Source organism: Flavobacterium sp. B167r (genome assembly GCF_056824315.1).
On record NZ_CP124859.1, the window covers coordinates 4,725,067 to 4,746,730 of the forward strand.

Sequence of the window (21,664 nt, forward strand, 5' to 3'; positions counted from 1 at the left end):
CTAGAAATTACCTAAAATTATTAGTGTTTTTATACTTATAGACAAACTCATTTGCCTGTTTATTTCCTGGCAGATTATACTTCATTAGTATTTCATAATTTCCATAGCGCATAAATTGAAAAATACTACTATTAAATTTCTGAACAAGTGCCATAGCGCCTGGTTCTCCATTAACGTGTGAATTAACTATTTGGTTATTCAAATCTACCCAATCCTCTTTGTAAAGTAACGGCATATTGTATTTAAAAGGGAAATTACCCCTCATCCAAGATTGATTAACATCATTTTCTAAACTGGTCATATAGTAGGCATTTAACGGAATTGCTTTTGCAGGAATAACTCCTAACTCGCTAGTATCTCTATTCGTAATAGAGAAAGTACCGTTTAAAGGATAATCTTTATACAAATAAGGATAAATGTCTGTTCCGTAATATTGATCATTTAATTTAGATTCTGCTATTATTACAGGTTTATTATCACTATAAGTTACCCCTCTAAGCTCAACTAAATCAAAGGCTTCTTGACTTGAAATAGTGTTTGTCAAATAAATGACATCTGAATATAGAACTCCAAAATTATAGTTTTGAGTACTGATTGCATTCATCTTAGATGCAAAGGTCTTGTATTTACTTGTATTGAATGAATAATTTAAACGATCAATGCTTCCTTCTGCTTTAGACAAAGCATCGGCTTGATTTTCTTTTATTTGAATATCATTACCGTCATTATCAATTGTACTTGTTTTAGTAGATGATGCTGTAGACTTCGATCCATTTTGTTTTAAATTACTAACGATTGAGAAGTTGTACTTCTTGTCCTGATCAATATTTGGCAAGTTATAATATACTTCATTTGAAGTCGTATCATAATTAAATGCTATAGCTTTTGAGTTCGAAGTTCCATCTTGATCTACCTTGATGCTAGTCTCCCAACTTGCGTCTTCAAACAAATAATCCTGACCACGCTTAAGCTGAATGTATCCTTTTGGATACTCTTCTTCAAGGAAATACTTTTGATCTACAATTGGATACGAATATTTAATATTAGTAAGCGGAATATGGTTTGGTGCGCCCCCTGTTGTAAATATTCTTTCCTCATATTCTGTAGCTACTTTTCCGTCTACTTTTATAGGCTGGAATGCGCCATTTACCATTTTTTGGAAACTAACCTCAACTTGAACTTTCAATTCTTTATGAGGAGGAAGAATATCTGTCGAAACAAAATTAACTCTGTCTTTCATACTTCCCCATTCAAAAACTCCCGGAATTTCTTTTGTTCCATCAAATACTTTGAACTTTTCTAATATTATTTTATAAGTCACATCACCCGAGTCTTCAGGAACTACAAAAGCTTCATTAACTTTCATTGAAAACGCGGCTTGTGGCACAGCAAAAACATCTATATCGGTCGAGCTTTGTTTTGGAGTCACATCGGTGATCAATTTAATTCCTCCAAGCGGTGATCCATTTTCAAATTGACATTCTTCGCCGATTTCAAATTTAAACCTGAATTTTCCTTTAATCAAACCTCCTAAGATATTCATGTTTCCGGCCATATATCCTCTCATCCAAACTGGATTTGGCAATTTGGCCTGCAATAAAACAGCGGCTCCACCAGAAATGATAGGCACTTTTAATTTTAAGAAAGCCAATTTAACCCTAATTCCAAGTTCGCCCTGAAGGTAAGCGTAAGATTGTCCATTAGCGTACCAGCCATTTATTCCCACAGTTTTTCCAGTGTTTGAACATCTAGCTTCTTGATAATCTTTAAGCATAATATCGAATCCCATTCCTGCTTCAAAACGTGCGTAAAAAAGCAAGAAACTTAAATCTCCTGTATCAAAATCTAGACTTGCTCCAAAGGCCAAACCTCCTCCATTTGCCAATGCATTTTCATCACGCATATAGTCTAGTTCTTTTAAATCGACACCTAAAATATTAGCTACTTTTGCTGGTGGCGGTGGACTTCCTGGAAGTAATGTTCCTGCCATAAAATAACTAGTGGTTTTTAAGAACATTCCAGCTATTCCTATTTTAATTCCGCATCGATCATCTGGTGTCCCCATGTACATATACCAATCTTTTGGATCTTTATGGAAGACTCCCCAACCTGCTCTTCCACCTTCTCCAATTCCAGAAAGAAAATTACCTGGCGTATTGATATATACATCCATTGTACCATGCATCGAATGATTTTGAAAATCAAATTCTATAGCAGATGCCATTTTTATTCCAACTGCATCTGTCAAAGGATCTGGTATAGCTTCTTTTGCTTTCGGGAGAAAGGTATTCACAAAAGACCCAATCATTTCGCTTGTACTCATGTTAAAAAGACTTTTCTTAGCAGTCAAATTAGATTTAACCTTTTGCACTAAAGAAACCATGTCTCCCAATCCTTCAATCTCGGCCATAACTTTTGCTTTACCAAAAATTGCCAACCTGTTTACTCCTCCTTTTGAGTTAAAAGCTATTTCAAATCCAGCTTCACCATTACAAACTTTCTCAGAGCCAACATAAAAATAAATTAAAGCTTTAACCCCTAAATTTATTTTTTCGTCTGGTCGGTAACTTAGCCCTGAAGGAGAAAATTCACTAATGGATATATCCTCATTTCGACGCATTTTATAGTAGGCACCACCCGCAAAACCATTAATCATAAAAGGCGCAGGTGTGGCATGAATTTTTACAGATGCATCAAAATACCAATATCTAAAACTTGTGCGTCCAAAAATAGCCTTTGCTTTTACATTAACTACCTCTGCAACGTCAACTTCCAGATCTGCATTGAATCCGTTACCGTAGACAGGATCTTTTTCCATCAGGATAAGACTTCCGTTAATGGTAAGTCCGCTGAACTTACAATTTACGCTTATCGCCGAAACATCCAATCCGTTATACTTGCTGCGTTGCCTATACCCGTCATCAACCATTTTGCCTAAGATCCCAATTCGTGCTGTAGCTCCGGCTCCGCTATTTTCATCCATCAAATTGATTCCTAGATCAAAATCAATTCTCGAATCATCTCCATTAATAGCTACATTTATATTACCAATCGAAACAGGGAAATTTCCAAAGGTGACCATACCTTTATACCCCATATTTCGAACTGAAATAATTGGTAAAACAGTCTGCAATTGCAGGTTTTCAAAAGAAATTCCTTTAAAATCGACTGTCTTTTTCCCTTCTACATCGTTGTCATCTGTCGCTCCTTTATTGGTTCCAAAAGAAACTGATCCGTTCAAATTTGCTTTAGGCAAAAATTTTCCATTTAATAGTTTCAATTCAATAGAACTGTTAGGCAGTAGCAATGCCCTAGCTTTCCAAATATCAAAAGCGATTGAATCTTTTGTAACTACTACCAGCTGCTGCTCTTGCATCGATATAAAACCAGTATACTCCAATCCCGCTCTATTCGTTTGTGGAGCTTTTTCAGGTTTTGCGCCACTTGCAGGAGTTGCAGGCGAAGTGGTTGCAGGTGCAGTGGTTACAGGTTTTTCTTTTTTCTCTTGCGCAACTTTACTAATTGGCAAAAGAATCTGACCTTTTAAGTTTGCTTTTATAAAAGTATTGGCCGCAATCGTTACATCAATATGGTCTAAAGAATAAGCCCATGATTTTTCTTGACTGGTTATACCACGATCTAATGGGAAAACATTATCTGCATAAAAGGTTCCCGAAACTCCAAACTTGTCAATAATAAGATTTTGAGCGCCTACATGAATTCTTTCTTTATTTGAAGCTGTATCTGTGGTTTGAAATTCCTTTGGCAAACCTACATCAAAAGTCTGGACAAATACACCTTTCCATGCTTCCTGACTAGGTACTAAAAGTGCATTTTTTGTATAATACTCAGGAAAAACTACAGTAGGATTATTTCTTAAATCACTTAAATCTAAAACCGCATTACTGACTAAGAACTGAAAATTACCTTCAAAATCTTTTCCATTACGCTTATCTTTCATAACAAAAGGCTGCAGCGTTACGTTGACCAAAATATCATTCCAGCTGCTTGCTAAGAAATTAAACTCACCTCTAACCCGATTAGGAATCTGAGCTGTTTTTCCGTTATAATAAGTTTTAGGAACTGTTGCTTTTTTCTCGTCGACCGTTTTGGTTGTCGGATCAATTGGAAGTATTAAATCTTTCGAAAACTCAACTGCTCCTGAAATTTTCATTTCTTTAAAACCATCGCAGTCAATTGTAACATAAGTTAAGTCATCGTTTACATTACCCGTTGCCATATCAAAACCGCCATACAAAGATACCTGCCACTTATTGTCGCTAAAAGGAATATCAACATTGCCTAATAATACTAATTTCGCTTCGCCTATAATACCTCCTTGATGTGATAATTTAACATTATTTGCACCAAAGAAAAGCTGCATCGGCTGCCCGTTTTTATCTTTCTGCGGAATATCCACTCGACAGAAAACTGTCAAAGTGGTGTATTCTGGCGTAAAAGTAGCTTTTGTAACTCCAATAGAATATTGAACATTACTTATGGTTTTTCTAATACCAATTGGCAACTCTACCAAATCTTCGTTCGAAAATTTATCTACCCAACGATCAGCGGCTTCAATCTTTTGGATTGAACTCGAAGCGGCACTTAATTCTTTTGGAGGTGCAATATCCTGCCCATAAGAAAAGACAACTGAAAGCATAATAAGCAATGCCGCAAAATGTATTTTGTAATTTTTTTTCATAAGCAAATCATTCTGTTTTTTTGAAAAATAGAGCATACCGACTTCTTTTATATTTTACTCTCTTTTACTGCAAAAGAGTTTGTTTCTATTAATTATTCTTTAAAAACTTAAAATCAACCTCTTGACCATTAACATTTTTCAGTGCCAAATCATGATAGAATGGAATTAATTTGATTTTTATTTCTTCAATTACTTCTGCATCTGTTTTTTTATTCTTCATCATTTTAAAGAAATCGCCTAGTTCTTCTTTATTGAAAGCAGAAAGGTTTTCATTTTGATGGATTTGATCGACAGGTGTATTTGAAAGTATGCCAATCTCATTAATCATCCATCGGTGCACTAATAAAGGCTGTAACTTTTTATTTTTTCGATCTACAAGTTTTAAATAAGAATTATAGCTTACTTTGTCTGTCACATCTTTTTCATCTACACCGTGCATCTTATGTTTATTTACTCTTCCTAAAGCCATCACATAATCATTCTCATATCCTTCATCTTTACGAGCCATTTCTTCTCTTAAACTTTTTACAGTTTCATGAATATAATTGTCGTATTTGTTTAAGATGTCATTATTTAAATCATACGCTTTTAAATAATTCAAAGCTTTTTCTTTGAAGCTGTCATCATCTGGAGTCAAAGTAGTAAGCGTTAACAGATGCTCTAATTCATCCGAATCATCTTTAGGCATTGGACGAAGTGCTGACTGCATTTCTTGAAGCTGTTTTATAATTTCATCCCTCGTTCCTTCGTAGGTCTTGTCTTTATGATTTATTTTTAGGACAGGATTTGAAACTGTTTCTTTTTCTTTTTTAGGCGCTTTCTTTTCTGGCAATTTGATTTTATCAAGCGAACAAGTATAATTTAAAGTAGCTGTTAAATCGTTAAACTTATTTGTATTGGTACTGCTTCTAAACATTGAAATAACGTTTAAACCAAAATTGTGTCGCTGAAACATTACATAGCTATTGTTAAACTTAACTCCAAATACAGAACTCGAATTCATATTTCCTTGCGAATTATTATATAGAAAACCAAGATTTGTATTTAGCTTGTCTTTGAATAGTTTTTTTGAAGCTCCAACTGAGGCTCCTGTAGAAGAATTATTATTTCTGCTTACTTCGTTTTTGGTATAATTCAATGAGCTGTTTAAGGACACTTTCGTTGCAAGAAAAGTAACCGTATGCGCCAAATTATAATTTTGAACCGTACTCGCCTGACCTTTCCTAATTACTCCCCCTTGTTCATTTGCCTGACCCGCGATACTATAATTGAAATTCAAATTTTGATTTCTTTTTTTTCCGAAAGCATAAGACATATTTACATTGGCATTTTGAGACAATTGTCTGTAATCTAAAGTATCTGCCTGCACCACATTAGGATTGTTTATAAGTTCGAACTGATCTAATTTTTTGTTCGTATACGTAGAAAAATTAGAATAACTACCCGTAACGTTTATTTGATCTGTAACTCTATAATTCATATTAATAGAACCAACGACACGTTTCGTATCTTGCTTTTTAACTTTATCCAAATCGTCTTTTTGAAATCCTAAACTGGTTGAAACTGTAATTTTATCATGATAAAAAGGTCTCGCAAAACGCAACGCGATGTTTTCTAAATCATTATTAAAATATAGTGCTCCAAGAGTATTGTAATTAGGATCAATGCGTTCGTAAGTTAATCCGACAGTACTTTTTTGAATATTGTAATCGAAATTAACATTGAAGGCATTCATATAACTTGTACTTTCTTTACTAGAAAATATTCTATCTCTAAAACCTCCGCCAGAAAGTCTTTCACTTCTCGTATCGTCTGTTAACACAGACAAAGCGTACTCTACATTTAAATTTAAATTCTTAACAACCGAAGTACTAAAAATTAAACTGTTTACAAAGTTCTCTTTTGGCGTAACTCCTTTATCAGTGATCATATTTAATGAGTTAGCATCGTCTTTGGCATAAAAACCAATCCAACCCAATTTATATTGCGCTTTCTCAAAACCAACTTTTGCGCCATAACCAAAACGCTGGTATACAGGAATTCCTCCCATCGCATTTTCTTCAGAAACTGCTTTAAGCAATTGTCCTCCCATTAAAGCTACTTTAAATGGTCCATTAGGAGTAAGTTCCAATCCGACTCCTTTAAACGGATAACCGCTTAATGTGTATGGCGAAAATGTCATGCTCACGTTCCCTATATAGGCTTTTACCCATTTATATTTGGGCATAATGCTTAATCTGTTAAAATCAAATGGAGCGGTATAGCCTAAATTTTCTCCCTGATTCGTAAAACTATAAAATAACGGAACGCTAAAATTAAAAGCACTGATGTTCAAGCTCCCAGAAAATAGATACGTGAAAGGTTCACGCGAATTTTCAATATTAGAATTGTAATACATCATATTGGCATTAATATTACCAGTTACCTTAAAATTAGGTTTATAAAAATTCTGCAAATCTACATCCTGCGCATATCCTTTCCTGCAAAAACAACAGGCAAAAACAATACAGAACCAAAACAAGATTTTATTCTTTTTTATCTTCATTTATTGGTTATTGTTTTTGAACTTTGATATCGCATAAAATGTAAGAACTTGAACCGTTCTTTACCATTTCTTTGATTTTAATGGCTCCTTTTCTGCCGTCTTGTGTTTTAAATAAAATGATTCTCGGATAGGTAAAACCAAATTCCTGTGCTCCTCCAGCGGTATAACTTATGTTTAGTGATTTTATCGGCGTATCATTTACCATACTATCAAATTGCGCTTCGGTAAAGTTTAAACCGCAATTGCACAAATTTTGAGAGTTTACGAAAATGGTACTCTGTGCATTTTTTATTGCTAAAAATCCATAGTTATTCGCCTGATCTGGAGAAATGAATCTGTTGTATGTAAAATTGCTGTTTAGCCCTTGAAATACAATATCTATTAAACTGCTATTCTGATCGTTAATTTCGTTTGCTTTATAAACTTCGCGCGTAACTGTCGAGAACATTGCACCAATATTATTCCCGTTATGCCCTGTATTAATTCCTAATTTGACATTTGCAAATGTTCTCAGATTTGTATCTGGAAGAACTGTAATTGTCGATTTGAAAACTTGACTTGTTTTATCATTAAAAGCTTCCAAAGTAACTTCATGAGTTCCTGCGCTTGTAAAAACAACTGTAGGATTCTCATCTGTCGAAACAGCTGGATTTCCTCCTTCAAATGTCCATTTATAACTTGTAGCACTAATTGATTTGTTGGTAAAATCAATCGTTACAGGAGCTTCATAATCATCATCTTCAAATTTTGGCTCGTACGTAAACAAACTCACCAAATATGGATTAACTGTAATGGTCTTAGTCTGTTTTTCAGATTCGAAACCATTCGACACAGTCAACGTTATGGTGTGTTCTCCAGGAGTTGTAAACACAACATTTGGCGGTGTTTTTCCAGTAAAAGAAGCTGGTGAACCATCTTGAAATTCCCACTTAAAAGTTAAACCTTCTCCAATCGTTGAATTCTTTAAAACTACCTCAACAGGAGAATAATTACTATTTACGATTTCATGAGAAAACTCAATATTGATTCCGTCTTTTATTTCAACCGTCTTAGTGAATTCTCTGCTCTCGCCATCTACATTTTTTGCTATTAATTTAATGGTATAAGTTCCCTGCTTACTGTATAAAATCTCGCCAGGATTTTTAGAGTTTGAAACAGACGGATTTCCTCCTTCAAATGTCCATTCATACGTATCTGCACCCGTTATTTTATTATCAATTTTAATAACAACGGGTATTGATTCATCCTGATCGACATACGAAGTGGTAAATTCACCTTCTATGGCTATAGCAGTTTCTTGATAACAAGAAGTAATAATAAAAAGTAAAAATAAGAGTAAAGTTTTTTTCATTCAGTACATTTTAAAACACTGCAGTTATTAAAAAACTTCAGTGTTTTTCTTTATTATAGAATCTTCTATTCTTTAAAAATTACAAGTAACGTTTGATGATTTTATCCGTAGAAATAGCCCACACGATATTATCTTTATAGCCAATTGATCTTATAGCTTGACTATTTGTGTAATCAAGAGTCCATGTTTTTGCTCCATCTACCGTTTTGTAAATTTTATTTTCTAAAACAGCCCAACCTGTATTTGCATCTTTAAATGTGAATTTTGTGAATTTTTCTCCCGTATAAACTTTAGCCCAAGTATCGCCACCATCTGTAGTTTTGTAAAAGGTTGTAGAAGTTGTTCCTTTAATTAAAAGAAAACCGTTTGTTTTATCAGCAAAAGATATTTCGTTTACATTCGAATTTGGTTCATTCTCCAAATAGTGCTCTTTCCAACCGTCTGTTTCGTTGCTTTTAAACAAAACAAATGGATATCTTACTGTTTTTATCGTTTTTTGTCCAGCTATCCAGATATGATCATTATCAATTTCTACAGATTTATTGACAGCTCCTTGATCATAACCTACATCGTTTAAATGTGCATCATAAACTTGTGTAAAGTCAACACCATTAGAAGTTATGAAAACATCGCCAAATTGTGTAACTATAGTTCCATTTGTCATATTATCATCAACATATAAACAATACGAAGTCTGAACCTCCTTTCCTCCAAAATTTGCAAATGTGTCAATTCCTAAATAACCTCCTTTTGCAATTTTTGATATTCCAAAACCTGTGTGAGACCATCCTTCATCATTTTTAGTTGCATAGAAACCAGCACTAAAACCATTAACTGCCCATTGATTCCAGGTAACTCCACCATCTAATGTTCTATAAACTCGAGCCCCGGTTATATCTGAATTTACATAAATTACTTTATCATTAAGAACCATAATGCGTGGTATTCCACCATCTTCTTTTAACGTGTTTTGCTGCGTTACCCAATTTGTAAGCGAATGAGCTGGAAAAACAGCAATATTTCCACCATAACCATTCGTAATCTCATTATAGACCTCTTTATTTAAGATTGTTAAAATAATCTTTGGTACTATTTTTTCAGTTTGTGGCAAAACAAACTTAATTTCGGTAGCTGAAGTCGAAACAATTGTTGCGTCCAATCCATCAAAAGTTATTTTAACGTCAGTAACCTTGTCAGGAAAGTTTTCTCCATTTATTGTAATTGTTTCACCAACTTCGCCAGCGTTTTTAGAGTATGATGTTAATTTTGGTGTTTTTACCACCACAACTGGTGGTTCAGGAGTTGAAGAGTTATCAGAATCCGAGCTACAGCTACCTAATATCAATAAAAATTGCAATAAAGCAATTGCTAAAATTTTGTTTTTCATTTCTTTTATCTATTTCTATAATTATTTTCCTGTATTGTATTTACTTCCTAAAGTGTAACCGTTGCCAATCAACACTCTCACGATATTCATTGCCGTAATATCTTGGCTCATTTTGTACCCAATTGGATTTCCTCTATTTTCGAAAGTTGCTTTGAAAACTTTCCTGTCGAATATAATCACTTCTTGATTTAATAATTTATCATACCCAGAGAACATGCCACCTCGGGCAAACCATGTTCCAACTAAATTATTATCAAGATCTAACACCTCATATTTTAAATCTCCATTTGAAGAAGGTGAAGTCATTTTTATAAACCCAATTCTTTTATCGTCTAGGTTTTGATTTTGTGCCTTAACGCTAAAAATGGTACCATAATCATCAATCGCTAATTGATAGGTGTCTGCAATTTTATTCGCATTATCCACTTCGCCTTGAACTCCTAAACGCTTTGCAGCTATACCTGCTGAAGCACCAGAAACAAAACTGTCTATTGCTTCTTTATTTAAACCTTCTGGTCCGAACATATTTCTGTCCATTAATTCATAGACAATACTACGGTCATAATTAAAAGCACTGAATTTTCTGCTTTTATTCTTAAATTCAATTTCGTTAATCTTTCCTGTAGCGAGATCTTTTATTTCGATCCATGGTAAAACTAACGATTCCTCATTTGGTGCTTTTTTTAACTCTGCTGTAATCGCATACGTTTTATCTAAACTCAAAATTGTAAAAATCGGTTTTTTACCCTCTACAAAACCAACCGTTTTTTCATCTAGTTTTATTTCTCCCTTGTCAATTTTTATTTTTTGTGCAAAACTGCAAATGCTGATTAGCGTTATTATTAGGGTTAAAATGTTTTTTTTCATGGGTAATTTTTGTTTTTATTTTAATATCACTTTGTGTTCACGAGCAAGATGTTCACGATAGCAGGAGTTTTAAACTATTGTAACTTCTCATTTTTTCTATTCAAGAATATTAAGTACTATTTCTTCTTTATCTAAATAAAATACGTATTCTTCTTTTCCCCAAGTCATAGAAAATTCATTTGTATTCCTCCATCCTTTATTGGTGAAAAATTGAGGAATGGCCAACATTTCGTTTATATCAAGCTTTTTCCAAAGAATTGGATCATAATGTTTTTTAGTACAGATATCAATCTTTTTTACTTCCTCGCCTTTATTTTGGTAACACAGACGATATTTATTTTCACTATAACCAGCTAGTTCTTCATACCAACAAATAGTCTTTCTGTTCCTATTTTTAAAATCTTCAATTTTTCTGTAATAACCATTAGATTTTATTTTAGTTTCTGCATCAAAAATCCTTTGTTTATCTATTTTTTGCAAATCAAACAAACGACACACATATTCTACAATTAAATCGGAAACGAAGCTTATTTTTTGATCATCCTCAAGCTTAACAAATTCTTCCTCATTAATATAAAGATTTAATGACCATATGCCATAAGAAGTAGGACCATTAAACCAATTACTTCTCATAGAACTGGTAAAATCAAATCTCAAAATAGTAGTCATTGGCAAAACTAAAGGTTCGCTCTCATTCATTAATCTTCCGTACACTTGACATAAGCGGCTAATAAACCCCAATCCTTGTGCAACATATATAGATTGAATGCCATCTGTGTTATTTCTAAATTCTTTTACTATTTTATTTTCCATATTTAAAAATTTGTTCCTTAATCCATTCAATCGCCTTTTCAGTTCTTCTAAATTCATCATCAAAGGTATCACCAACAACAAAACAAGGCCTTTTATGATGTGATGGTAATTGTCCTTGATTATTACTGACATAAAGAGCAATCATAGATCGTTCAATAATATAAGCCGTTTCTTTACTTACTTCAACTGGTGTTACCCATGTATAAAAGAAAGTAAAATCGGGATCTTCTTTATTGAACCTCACGCGTTGATATTCTGGTCGCGGATTACAATCTTCATTTCCTACACTCTTAAAATTTGTCTGACATGTCATCCCATATTTTGCAATACTTAATTGCTTAGTTGTTTTTTCTATTTTATAAATGCAATACACTTGACAGTTACCTCCTCCTGTTTCATCTTTTGGCAAAGCATGAGGTATGGTAATAGGCACTCCAATTGGAGGATTTTTAACATAACCCTGATCGTCATCAGTGCTCTTAATTAAAATTGGTTCCGTATCAGGCAAATCTAAAACTTCCCCGTGATGAAAATTGACAGTTATAGGACCTCCAAAAAATTTAATTAAAACATAACCTAAAATCGCAAAACCTCCTCCTCTAACAAATGCTGCTCCTGTAAGTGCTGTTTCTCCTATACCTAAACTCGTAAGCATAGATCTTAATAAACCTTGTGAAGAACCTTCAATTAAAACAAGTGCTATAGTAGCGTTTTCTGCCCCTTCTTTTTCAATTTTATCTTTAAAATATTCCTTAAGGCGATCAGTGTCAGTATCAAAATATTCTTTTCCTTCCTTATCAAAATAACCCATAAAGTGCCATTTACCAGATTCTTTCTTATACTTTGCCTTATAGGAATATGGACCTAATGTAAATGCAACCAATGCTCCTTTTTCTACTTTTAAATCTGGATAAGTCTCATTTGGATAAACAGATTCTAAATCTAAATTTGTTGCATTTTTTAAAATTATTACATCTCCACTTGGTGTTGGATAAATTTTATAATCTTCAGGATCATTTAAGACAATCTCTCCATTATCTAAATCTTGACAGTTATTATCAACATATTTAGAAACATCCTTATAAACATCTATAATTTCTTTCCTATTTTCTACACTTTGATTTCCTGTCGCTACTCCATCTTTTGACACATTATCAACAAAGATCGGGTCTAAGTTGTTCACGCGTTTTTGTAAATCATCTGGAAGATTTTCTGTTTTTGCTAATTCTTTATACTGAGAATTTGCCTCATTTAGATCTTGCCATACTGTATTCTTTCCTTCAGCATATTCCTTATCGTTAATTGTTCCTGCTAATTTTTGATTATCTAGCTCTTCATCTCTCTTTAGTAAATCAAGTATTTTATCAACAACGGATTTTCCGTCATCAATAATCTCGTTGATGTTACCAACATTTCCCCACTGCGGATTATAACTAGTCTCAACAATACCACTTATCAATTGATAGTCGGTATTTATTACAATATCTTTAAACTCAACCGCTATCTTAGTATCTCCTAAATAAGGCACAACAATATATCCTTTACCTGAGTAGGGACTGTTTTCTCCCTGCAATTCTAAAATAGTTACAGGGAAATCGCCAGCCTTAAACGTTTCGCTTTGAATTAGATTGGTTAGTGGTTTTTGGTTCTGGATATTGATTTGCGGTACAATACCACAATTGTAAGCAGGAACACTACTAGTTTCTGTTGGCGTAGTGAAAGTACTTACATTAGAATAGGTAAATGACTGAACGCCATCTTCTGCTGGATCACAGCTTGATCCAACTCTAAATTCGTAGGTAACTCCTGGCTCTAAATTGGTGAGTAAACTTTGTCTGTTTAAACTATTTGACGAAAACCATTGTGCATTTCGGACACCTTGTTTTTTATATTGTACTTGATAACGGGTATGTTCTGGCGCTCCTTCCCAAGTAATTTTTACACTTTTTGAGTTTTGAGATTCGCTTAATAAAAATGTTGGTGCAGCACAAGATGGAGTGTATTTAAACGAATATATTTCGCTATAGCCATCATTTTTGAAAATAGCATTTTCTGAAAGTCCAGTTGTTGAAATTGCTCGCACTCTCCATGCGTAACGCAAACCTGGAGTAAGTATCGGCATACTCAAATTGTACAGAATAGCCGTGCCATATAAAGTTTCTTCGTATAAAGTCGGTGACATTTGAAACCCAATTTGTGGATCTAATGTTAGATCTAAAAGCTGTTTTAGTTCAAATTTATACGATATGTTTGTTGCGTTAATCTGACGCGGTGTCCAAGTAAATAAAATATTAGGAAACTCTGTCGCAGCAATTTGTTCGTTTTTCTGTGGCGTATTTAATAATGGCGGATCATTTAATATCAAATATAAATTAGCGCAACTTTTTTGAGATATTTTTTGGTTGGTTACAAAATCATACATCTCAAAGCAAAAATTATACATCCCTTCTGGCAGCGGATTCGCATACTGCGCTGGAGTGAGTCCTTGCAAGTTTTCTAACCTAAAAAGCGATGCAATATCGACATTTGTTAAAGTTTGAAGTTCCCCTCCATTTATATATATTGGTCTTTGTTCCTGTGCATAATCAGAGGTTTGGATATTTAGTCCGTTACCTTGAATATACATTTTTAAGCGTACTCTTCTTTGCGATATTGAAATATCGGTTGGGTTAATCAGCAATTGCATCTTAGTATCCATGCTTGTCGCGTAGTCGGATATTTTGACGCTGTATGGACTATTAAAAACTGGCGTTAATTGAACTGGATATAATTGCGCATATCCAACTGCATTAAAAAACAGAATTAGAACAAAGAAATATATGTTATTGAAAAGGTTCTTCATTTTTTAATTGATGATAATTTTTTTAACCAATGTTTGTTGTCCCGTCTCTAATACGACTATGTATACTCCAGATTGTAATGAAGTATTAAAATCTACTTCGTACTTTTTCTTTCCTGATTCTTGTTTCTGAATCATCGTATTTTGTCCAGAAGAAGAGAACAATCTTAAATTTATCGCACTGATGTTTTCTAAATTTACAATTGCTTTAAAATTACCATTGCTCGGATTTGGGGTTACAATAAAATCTGTAATAAATTGCGATGCTGTTTCAGTATTTGGCAATGTGCCGCGTTTTTCTACCATAATGTTTTTGGTAAAAACAGCATAACATTCTCCTTGTGTCTGCTTCAAACCAATTGAATAAACTCCGGTTGCATCAAACTTCAAAGTGATGTATTTTTCTTTTTGCTCTACAACTTTTACTCCGCTTGGAATAACCCAGTCTGTACTTTCACCAAAAGGATTACTTGTATTAACCAAAATTACTTCCTCGTCTAAATAAGCTTGAGAACTCAATAAAAATTCTGCGCTAATTGCCATCTGACTTGTTTTTACCACAATTTCGTCTTCGCCGATACATCCTAAAGCTGTAGTCACTTTTACATGATAAGTTCCTGCTTTTGATACATTGATTTTTGCTTCATTTGAAGTGAATCCGTTTGTAGATGTCCAACTGTATTTTGCCTGTGGATCTTTATTTGTAGCATCTACATCTAGACTTTGGTCACTACATAAAGTTCTATCTGGACCAACGTTAACAATAACAGCTTCTGGATCTTTTAAAACAAATCTCTTTTTGTAAACACAACAATCTGGGCAAGTAATGGTAACTTCATAATTTCCAGCAGAAAGATTATTCAAATCTTTGGTAACCGCTCCAGTATTCCATAAATAAGAATATGGCAAATTACCGCCTGCAACATTAAGTTCAATCGATCCATCGTTTCCTTGATAACAAATAGGATTTTTGACAGTTTCAGTAGTTAATATTCCATTAGGATCTCCTACGAAAATACTTCCCTGCACCATACAACCTTTTGCATCTGTCACTTTTACAAAATAATTATTTGTTGTAATGTTTTCTATTTTAGGAGTTGTTTCTCCGTTTGTCCACTCATACGTATAAGGTGCTGTTCCTCCTGTTACATGCGCTTCTGCCAAACCATCATCACCAGTTGTACAGCCCACATCAAACTTAGTAAAAGTCAATTTCAATGGATCAGGCTGCGGAATATACTTCTCAACATCAACTTCTTTAACTAAAACATTATTTACATAAGTTCCCAGTTTTATTCCGTTGGCATCTTCAATATTTAAAGCGTAATTTCCTTCTGAAAGATATTCAGCTGTATCTCCTATGTTGTTCCAAAGAGCCCAAGTACCGTTGGCTTGTTTTTTCTTCCAAGTATAGAAATAAGGCAATCCGTTATTTTTTTCTCTTGCAAGCTGAATCCCTCCTGTTACATACGCTTTTAAAATTCCGTCCTGCGATTCATCTCTTTGATTATCTTGAGGAGCAGCATCTGTCTCATTTCCAAATTCGTTGCTTACATTACAAGAAATAGTACGAATAACCTCAAAAGTAACTTCAAGCGGATCTGGATCATCTAATTCCGTCACAGAATTTGCTACTGTACAGCTTGTTTTATATGTTGCTGCATTGTAATTAGCATCGCGAACTGTTAAACTATAGGTTTCTTCTGGAAGTCCGTTTAAGGTTATTGTATAAACACCATTGCTAAAACTCGTTGTCGTGGTAGTTTGCACTACTCCTTTATTGTTTTTCCATTCAAACCAATAAGTGTTATCTGCTGCTATTGTCCCACCCGTTACTTCTACAACAATTTTTCCATTTGTCGCTTTGTAGAAACTAGGATTTAAAACCTCAGTATATTTAATAGAAAGCGGTGCATCAGGTCCATCAATAAAAATCTCGGCATAGGCAGAACAGCCTTTTTTATCTGTTGCGATTACCCAATAATTTCCTTTCTTTAAAATAGTATTCTGATCTGATTCAACTTCATTAGACCATACGTAAGTGTAACCTCCGCTTCCTCCTTCTGCAATTGCAGTTGCCCATCCATCGTTCCCATCATAACAAAAAACATCTCCTTTATCAATTCTTACAGATAATACTGGAGGCTGATCCATTAATTGAATAGAATCTTTTGCAATCCAATTTCCATTGGTATATGTCCCTAAAATTATATCGTTACTATCTCTAACATTAAGTGCATATTTCCCGTAAGAAAGGTTTGAGATGATAGAATCTTGTACAGCTAAATCTTTCCAAGTGCCGTCGTCTTGCTGTTTTTTCCAACTAAAATAATACAGAAGTCCTTTATTTTTATCCGACGTAAGTATTGTTCCTCCAGTAACGTGCGCTTTTAAAATCCCATCCTGAGATTCGTCGCGCTGGTTATCTTTTGGATTAATGTCTGTATTTTTTCCATACTCATTTTTGGCGTTACACGAAATAGTCTGAACGATTGTAAAAACCACTTTCAAAGGATCAGGTTCTGTTAATTGTATTTTTGATCTTAAAACAGAACAATTATCGATTTGATTTGCCGCTTCATTATAGTTTTTATCCTTGATGGTTAAATAATAAAAATCTGCTGGAAGATTATCTAAGGTTAAAGTAAAAACTCCATCTATTATTTCGGATGTTACAGTTTGTAATACTTTCGTTGAATTACTCCATTCGAAATCATATAATCTTCCTTGATTTTTTGCTGGGTCAAATGCTGTTCCTCCTGTAATTTGAGCTACAATTTTTCCGTTGCTTGCTCCCGAGAAAGTAGGTGTTTTTATTGTTGAATAAGCAATCTTTACCTCTATAAGAGGTTCGGTTATCTTAACACTATCTTTTACAAAACAGCCTTTTATAGTATCGACAACATCTACATAGTAAGTTCCAGCAGCTAAATTTTTTATTTCATCACCTACAACTCCATTATGATCTGGCCCGTACCAAGTGTATTTATAAGTAGATTTTCCATTCTTGATAGATGCTTTAGCTCGGCCATTTGTACCTTCAAAACAAGAAACATCTGTTGAGTCAATTACAACTTCCATTGCATCAGGTTCTACAATTGTAGTATCAACTGCTATTGGAGTTTGTTCTGTTAATGTATAAGTTCCACGCATTATTCCGTTGGCATCTTGTACATTTATAGAATAAGTTCCTTTAGGAAGGTCTTTTATTATTGAATCATTTACCTTCAAGTCCTCCCAAACATCTTTAGAAACCAATTTTTTCCAATGAAAAATATATGGCAATCCCTTGTCGAATACTTTTCCTCCTTTTACTAAAGCTACTAAACTACCATCTGAAGCTAATTCATCCTTTTCAACTCCTTTATCACCAAGGTTTGCCGAATTACAAGAAATATCTCGTCTAACTTTTAGTTTTATTTCAATTGGTTCTGGATCATCTAAAACAGCAACATCTTTTAATTTTAATTCACAATTAAATTTATCTGTCACTTTCAAAGAATATGTCCCTTCAGGAATATTACTTAACGTAATGGTATAAATGCCATCAAAGAAACTCCCCTTTGATTTACTTGCATCTATCAAATCTCCTTTTTCATTTCTCCATTCGTAAGAGTAACTATTATTATTGATTAAGCTTCCGCCTGTTATTGAAGCAATAACGCTTCCATTCGCTGCTTCAAAAAATGTTGGATGATAGAGAATAATGGGGCTCGACAAAACTAGTGGTCCAGCAGGCTGTTTGATTTCTTCAGATAATTCTTTTGGATTGCCAACTGTTTTTTCTGCTATACATCCAACAGTATCTTTATCGTTTCTTAATTTTCTAACTTGAACAAAATACATCCCTAATCCAAGGCTTTCAATAGTAGTATTACCTCCATTTCCGAAAGTATTCCAAGAAGCTCCTTTGTTTAAAGAATATTGATAGATTCCGTTTTCAATTCCTCCAGTAGCACTAACGTTAATGGCTCCATCACTACCCAGATAACAGTTAATGTCATTTCTCTTCGTAATAGTAAAATCAACAGGAGTTGGAGAAGTTATTTTAAATTCAATTTTATGCTTTGGATCCAAAACATAGGTATTTGCTCCAAGTTTATTTGGCTCTTTGTACCAGCCTATTAATGATACACGATAATTACCTTTTGCGAAATCATACGGAATTTCGTATGTTAAATCATCTCCAATTACAACTGTCTCATTTTCTTTTGTAGAATAAACCTCACTCATTGGTATCCCTTCATCAGTTAGTTGCAAAACCGAAATTCTTAAAGATTCGCCTGTAGCTAATTTTGAGCTAAACTTCAATATTGCTCTACCGTCTTTCGAATTAAAACAATTTGTCTGAAGAGGGTTTACTCCATCAATATGTGGTGCTGATTTGGCATAAAGCAATTCAACACCTGTACTATAAGCATTTGCTCTTAGAGTGATTTTTTTACCAACTGCTTGAATAGGTAAAAAATCTTTACACTTAATGTCTAAGAAATTTTTTCCTAGATAACTTGCTGGTAAACTCCTCCATGTATCAATGTATACCCATCTCAAACCAATTCGAATTCGTGTTTGCTCTCCTTCGATATGATACATCCAATTGAAAAATTCACTCCTTACATTATCAGTCGCAGGCACTTTAATTGAACTTTCAGTACCTATTATATTATTATTAGTATCTGGATTTATTAAATTGATAATTGGTCTAGATGTTATGGTAACTTCACCGTCAATTTGTCGATCGCCAGCATCAATATTTTCAAATTCTGTAAAGTTATAAACTCTTGAAAAATCTCTTGAAACTTCTGGATTACCACTATTATAATATGCAGAACAATTTGAATTACCTCTCCTATTTACAGTTCCAAAATGTAGTTTTACAATTGGATCATTTTCATAGTAAAGTATATTATCATAATTTATAGCTTGGTTTACATAATTTTGGCTATTACTTTTATAAGTACCAAAATGATTTAATATTCTTGCATTTACCTGAAACTCCGAAGAAATCCATTGCAATCCTCTAAAATTACCACAACTACCCGCTCCACCAGCTCCTACTTCACCAATAATAGATAATTTATAATAAGATTGAGCAGTCAAATTTACCTGAGCATACCCTAATCCGCAAACCAATAAAACAACAAATAAGTAAAATTTCTTCATAGGCTTAATAAATAACCGTTAATGTCTCTGCTTTTGCTGGACTATCGCTTTCTAGATTTGGAACCAGATGGTACTCGTATTCCTTATTAATTTTTAAATTTTTATCTTCTAAAGTGAAAACAGTGCCGTTTAATTCTTTCCATAAAGTTGGCGGCAATCCCTTTTCATTTTTATAAATACTAAGGCCTAAAACTTTGCCTTTGTTTTTTGCATAATCCCAAGAGAGTAGAATTTTTTTGTTTTCTCTGTCTGCTGTTCCCTGCAAAAATGTAATGACTTTTACTGGTGTAAAGTTTAAAACACTAACTGTTACAACAGAATGGTCTAATGATGACCAAAGGTTGCTTTTATCTTTAGCCAGAATAGCATATTGATAAGTCTTCTTATTCTCAACTCTATCATCTGTAAATTCCTGAATAGTGTCGTTTATTTGCTTTATTTCCAGCCATTTTTCCTGTCCTTTTTCTCTCCTTCTCAAACTGTGAGCGACAACATCTTCACTGTAGCTTCGTATCCATTTTAATTGTACTTTGCCATCTTTATTATCGTAATCTTTAAAAATAGGTGCTGCTGGCGGAATTTTATCTGGCTTATCTAAAACTAAAATATCAGAAGGATCAGAGACATTGTAACGCATGTCTTCTGCAGCAATTCTATAATAAACTTTGCTATTCGTCATTTTTAAGCTTACGCTATCTTTATACTCTGTACCGATATAAGATTGATGGTAAATATCTACAAATTCCTCACCTGCAGTATTCGCCTTTAAGATTCTATATCCGCGTAAATCCTTTTCCATATTAGGTTTCCATTTCAGCCTAACCGTTCCAAGACTATCAATAACTCCTTCAAGACCAATTGGTTTAGCTGGGGGGATAGAATCGACTGGCTGTACCAGCATACTTTGAGAGGTTAATCTTTGATTATTTTTTCCAACAACTGAAATTGTAAAATAGTTAGATGGATAAAGATTGTCTTTGAATTTGAGTTTTCTCTCAGATGGCGGAATAAGTTTAGAAACAACTTTGTACGGTCCTTTATCAGTATTTGCTAAATTAATTTCATAACCTTTAATAAATCCTTCCGATTCTTTTGGATAATCCCATTCAAGATTAACTTCATTTGAGTTTATAATCGCATAATCTACTAATCTTGCTGGAGTTACTATAGCCGCAACACCCGTCGCTGTAATCGGTTTTGTAAATTCTCCTTTTTCTCCAAACGAAGTTATCCCCTGTAGTCTATAATGATAAACTTTGTCATTTACACTCAGCGTATCAACATAATACATATTTTTAGCCGGATTTTCGTCTTTATCATTTAAATTAACGAGTGCCGTACCTGATATTGGTGTATAATTGATTCCATCCGAGGATTTCTCTACCATATAAGAAGTATAAATCTTTTTGAAAGTTTGATAATCCCAAGAAAGCAGTACTTTTCTATCATCTGGAACTGCCATAAAATCTGTTGGAGCGGGAAGAATGGTATAGTCTCTCAGCCCAATCATATAAGACGATTCTTTTACTTGTGGACTTTCAAAAACACTAATTTGGTAAGCGTATACTTCATTTGCTTTTACGTTCGTATCAACGTAACCCCAACCCGCTTTTACAGCACCTTCAAAACTCATATCTGCAGCATACAAAGCAAAAGTATAACGCTGATCCAGTTCGTCAGCCATATTTACAATTTTGGCTAAATCACCTTCTTTTGCACTCGTTACTTCGAAACTTTCGCCATAGATAGATTGAGCAATAATAGCGGCATTATTGTCTTTCTGAACAAAATCAATCCAAGAATCTAATGGTTCGGGAGTTAATGGTTTAGCAGTAAGAAGCGTTTTTTCTGGTTTAGGCAAAACTACACCGTCTCGTAAAACGGTAGATCTTGTAATTATAAATCCTTTTTTATTTGCTTTCTGCCATTCGACTGGAGAATTAATAGCCCAGCGAACTAAAATTTTATCCTTTTGTGCTCTCGCATTGACCATTACG

General features: G+C 33.8%; 9 protein-coding genes. All 9 read right to left on the reverse strand.

What is annotated here, in order from left to right:
* Nucleotides 1-7: 7 nt before the first annotated feature.
* The 9 genes from QLQ96_RS20655 to QLQ96_RS20695 all read right to left on the reverse strand — a co-directional run bounded on the left by QLQ96_RS20655 (nucleotide 8) and on the right by QLQ96_RS20695 (nucleotide 21,660).
* Complete coding sequence (locus QLQ96_RS20655; RefSeq protein ID WP_482493002.1) at nucleotides 8-4,702, reverse strand: hypothetical protein; 4,695 nt, start codon at nucleotides 4,700-4,702, stop codon at nucleotides 8-10.
* 88 nt (nucleotides 4,703-4,790) lie between these two features.
* Nucleotides 4,791-7,247, reverse strand: coding sequence for a hypothetical protein (locus tag QLQ96_RS20660; protein WP_482493004.1), 2,457 nt, complete (start codon nucleotides 7,245-7,247; stop codon nucleotides 4,791-4,793).
* Nucleotides 7,248-7,254: 7 nt separating this feature from the next.
* Nucleotides 7,255-8,598, reverse strand: a complete 1,344-nt coding sequence (locus QLQ96_RS20665) for a PKD domain-containing protein (protein WP_482493006.1) — start codon at nucleotides 8,596-8,598, stop codon at nucleotides 7,255-7,257.
* A 79-nt stretch (nucleotides 8,599-8,677) separates the two neighbouring features.
* A complete protein-coding gene (locus QLQ96_RS20670) occupies nucleotides 8,678-9,985 on the reverse strand; it encodes an IPT/TIG domain-containing protein (RefSeq protein ID WP_482493007.1) in 1,308 nt (435 codons plus the stop codon).
* A 21-nt stretch (nucleotides 9,986-10,006) separates the two neighbouring features.
* Nucleotides 10,007-10,852, reverse strand: a complete 846-nt coding sequence (locus QLQ96_RS20675) for a hypothetical protein (protein ID WP_482493009.1) — start codon at nucleotides 10,850-10,852, stop codon at nucleotides 10,007-10,009.
* Between the two features lie 96 nt (nucleotides 10,853-10,948).
* Complete coding sequence (locus QLQ96_RS20680; protein WP_482493011.1) at nucleotides 10,949-11,665, reverse strand: hypothetical protein; 717 nt, start codon at nucleotides 11,663-11,665, stop codon at nucleotides 10,949-10,951.
* Entirely contained in the window at nucleotides 11,655-14,507 is a 2,853-nt protein-coding gene (locus QLQ96_RS20685) for a fibronectin type III domain-containing protein (protein WP_482493013.1), read from the reverse strand. Before QLQ96_RS20685 ends, QLQ96_RS20680 begins: the two co-directional genes overlap by 11 nt.
* A 3-nt stretch (nucleotides 14,508-14,510) precedes the next feature.
* Entirely contained in the window at nucleotides 14,511-19,667 is a 5,157-nt protein-coding gene (locus tag QLQ96_RS20690; RefSeq protein WP_482493015.1) for a T9SS type A sorting domain-containing protein, read from the reverse strand.
* A gap of 4 nt (nucleotides 19,668-19,671) precedes the next feature.
* The gene (locus QLQ96_RS20695) at nucleotides 19,672-21,660 is read right to left on the reverse strand and encodes a fibronectin type III domain-containing protein (RefSeq protein ID WP_482493017.1); all 1,989 of its coding nucleotides are present in this window, start codon (nucleotides 21,658-21,660) and stop codon (nucleotides 19,672-19,674) included.
* Between the last annotated feature and the right edge of the window lie 4 nt (nucleotides 21,661-21,664).

What these genes read in the sequence shown, in the direction of transcription:
- QLQ96_RS20695 (WP_482493017.1), bottom strand. Translation starts at nt 21,660, where the DNA reads ATGGTCAATGCGAGAGCACAAAAGGATAAAATTTTAGTTCGCTGGGCT.
- QLQ96_RS20685 (WP_482493013.1), bottom strand. Translation starts at nt 14,507, where the DNA reads ATGAAGAACCTTTTCAATAACATATATTTCTTTGTTCTAATTCTGTTT.
- QLQ96_RS20665 (WP_482493006.1), bottom strand. Translation starts at nt 8,598, where the DNA reads ATGAAAAAAACTTTACTCTTATTTTTACTTTTTATTATTACTTCTTGT.
- QLQ96_RS20670 (WP_482493007.1), bottom strand. Translation starts at nt 9,985, where the DNA reads ATGAAAAACAAAATTTTAGCAATTGCTTTATTGCAATTTTTATTGATA.
- QLQ96_RS20680 (WP_482493011.1), bottom strand. Translation starts at nt 11,665, where the DNA reads ATGGAAAATAAAATAGTAAAAGAATTTAGAAATAACACAGATGGCATT.
- QLQ96_RS20690 (WP_482493015.1), bottom strand. Translation starts at nt 19,667, where the DNA reads ATGAAGAAATTTTACTTATTTGTTGTTTTATTGGTTTGCGGATTAGGG.
- QLQ96_RS20655 (WP_482493002.1), bottom strand. Translation starts at nt 4,702, where the DNA reads ATGAAAAAAAATTACAAAATACATTTTGCGGCATTGCTTATTATGCTT.
- QLQ96_RS20660 (WP_482493004.1), bottom strand. Translation starts at nt 7,247, where the DNA reads ATGAAGATAAAAAAGAATAAAATCTTGTTTTGGTTCTGTATTGTTTTT.
- QLQ96_RS20675 (WP_482493009.1), bottom strand. Translation starts at nt 10,852, where the DNA reads ATGAAAAAAAACATTTTAACCCTAATAATAACGCTAATCAGCATTTGC.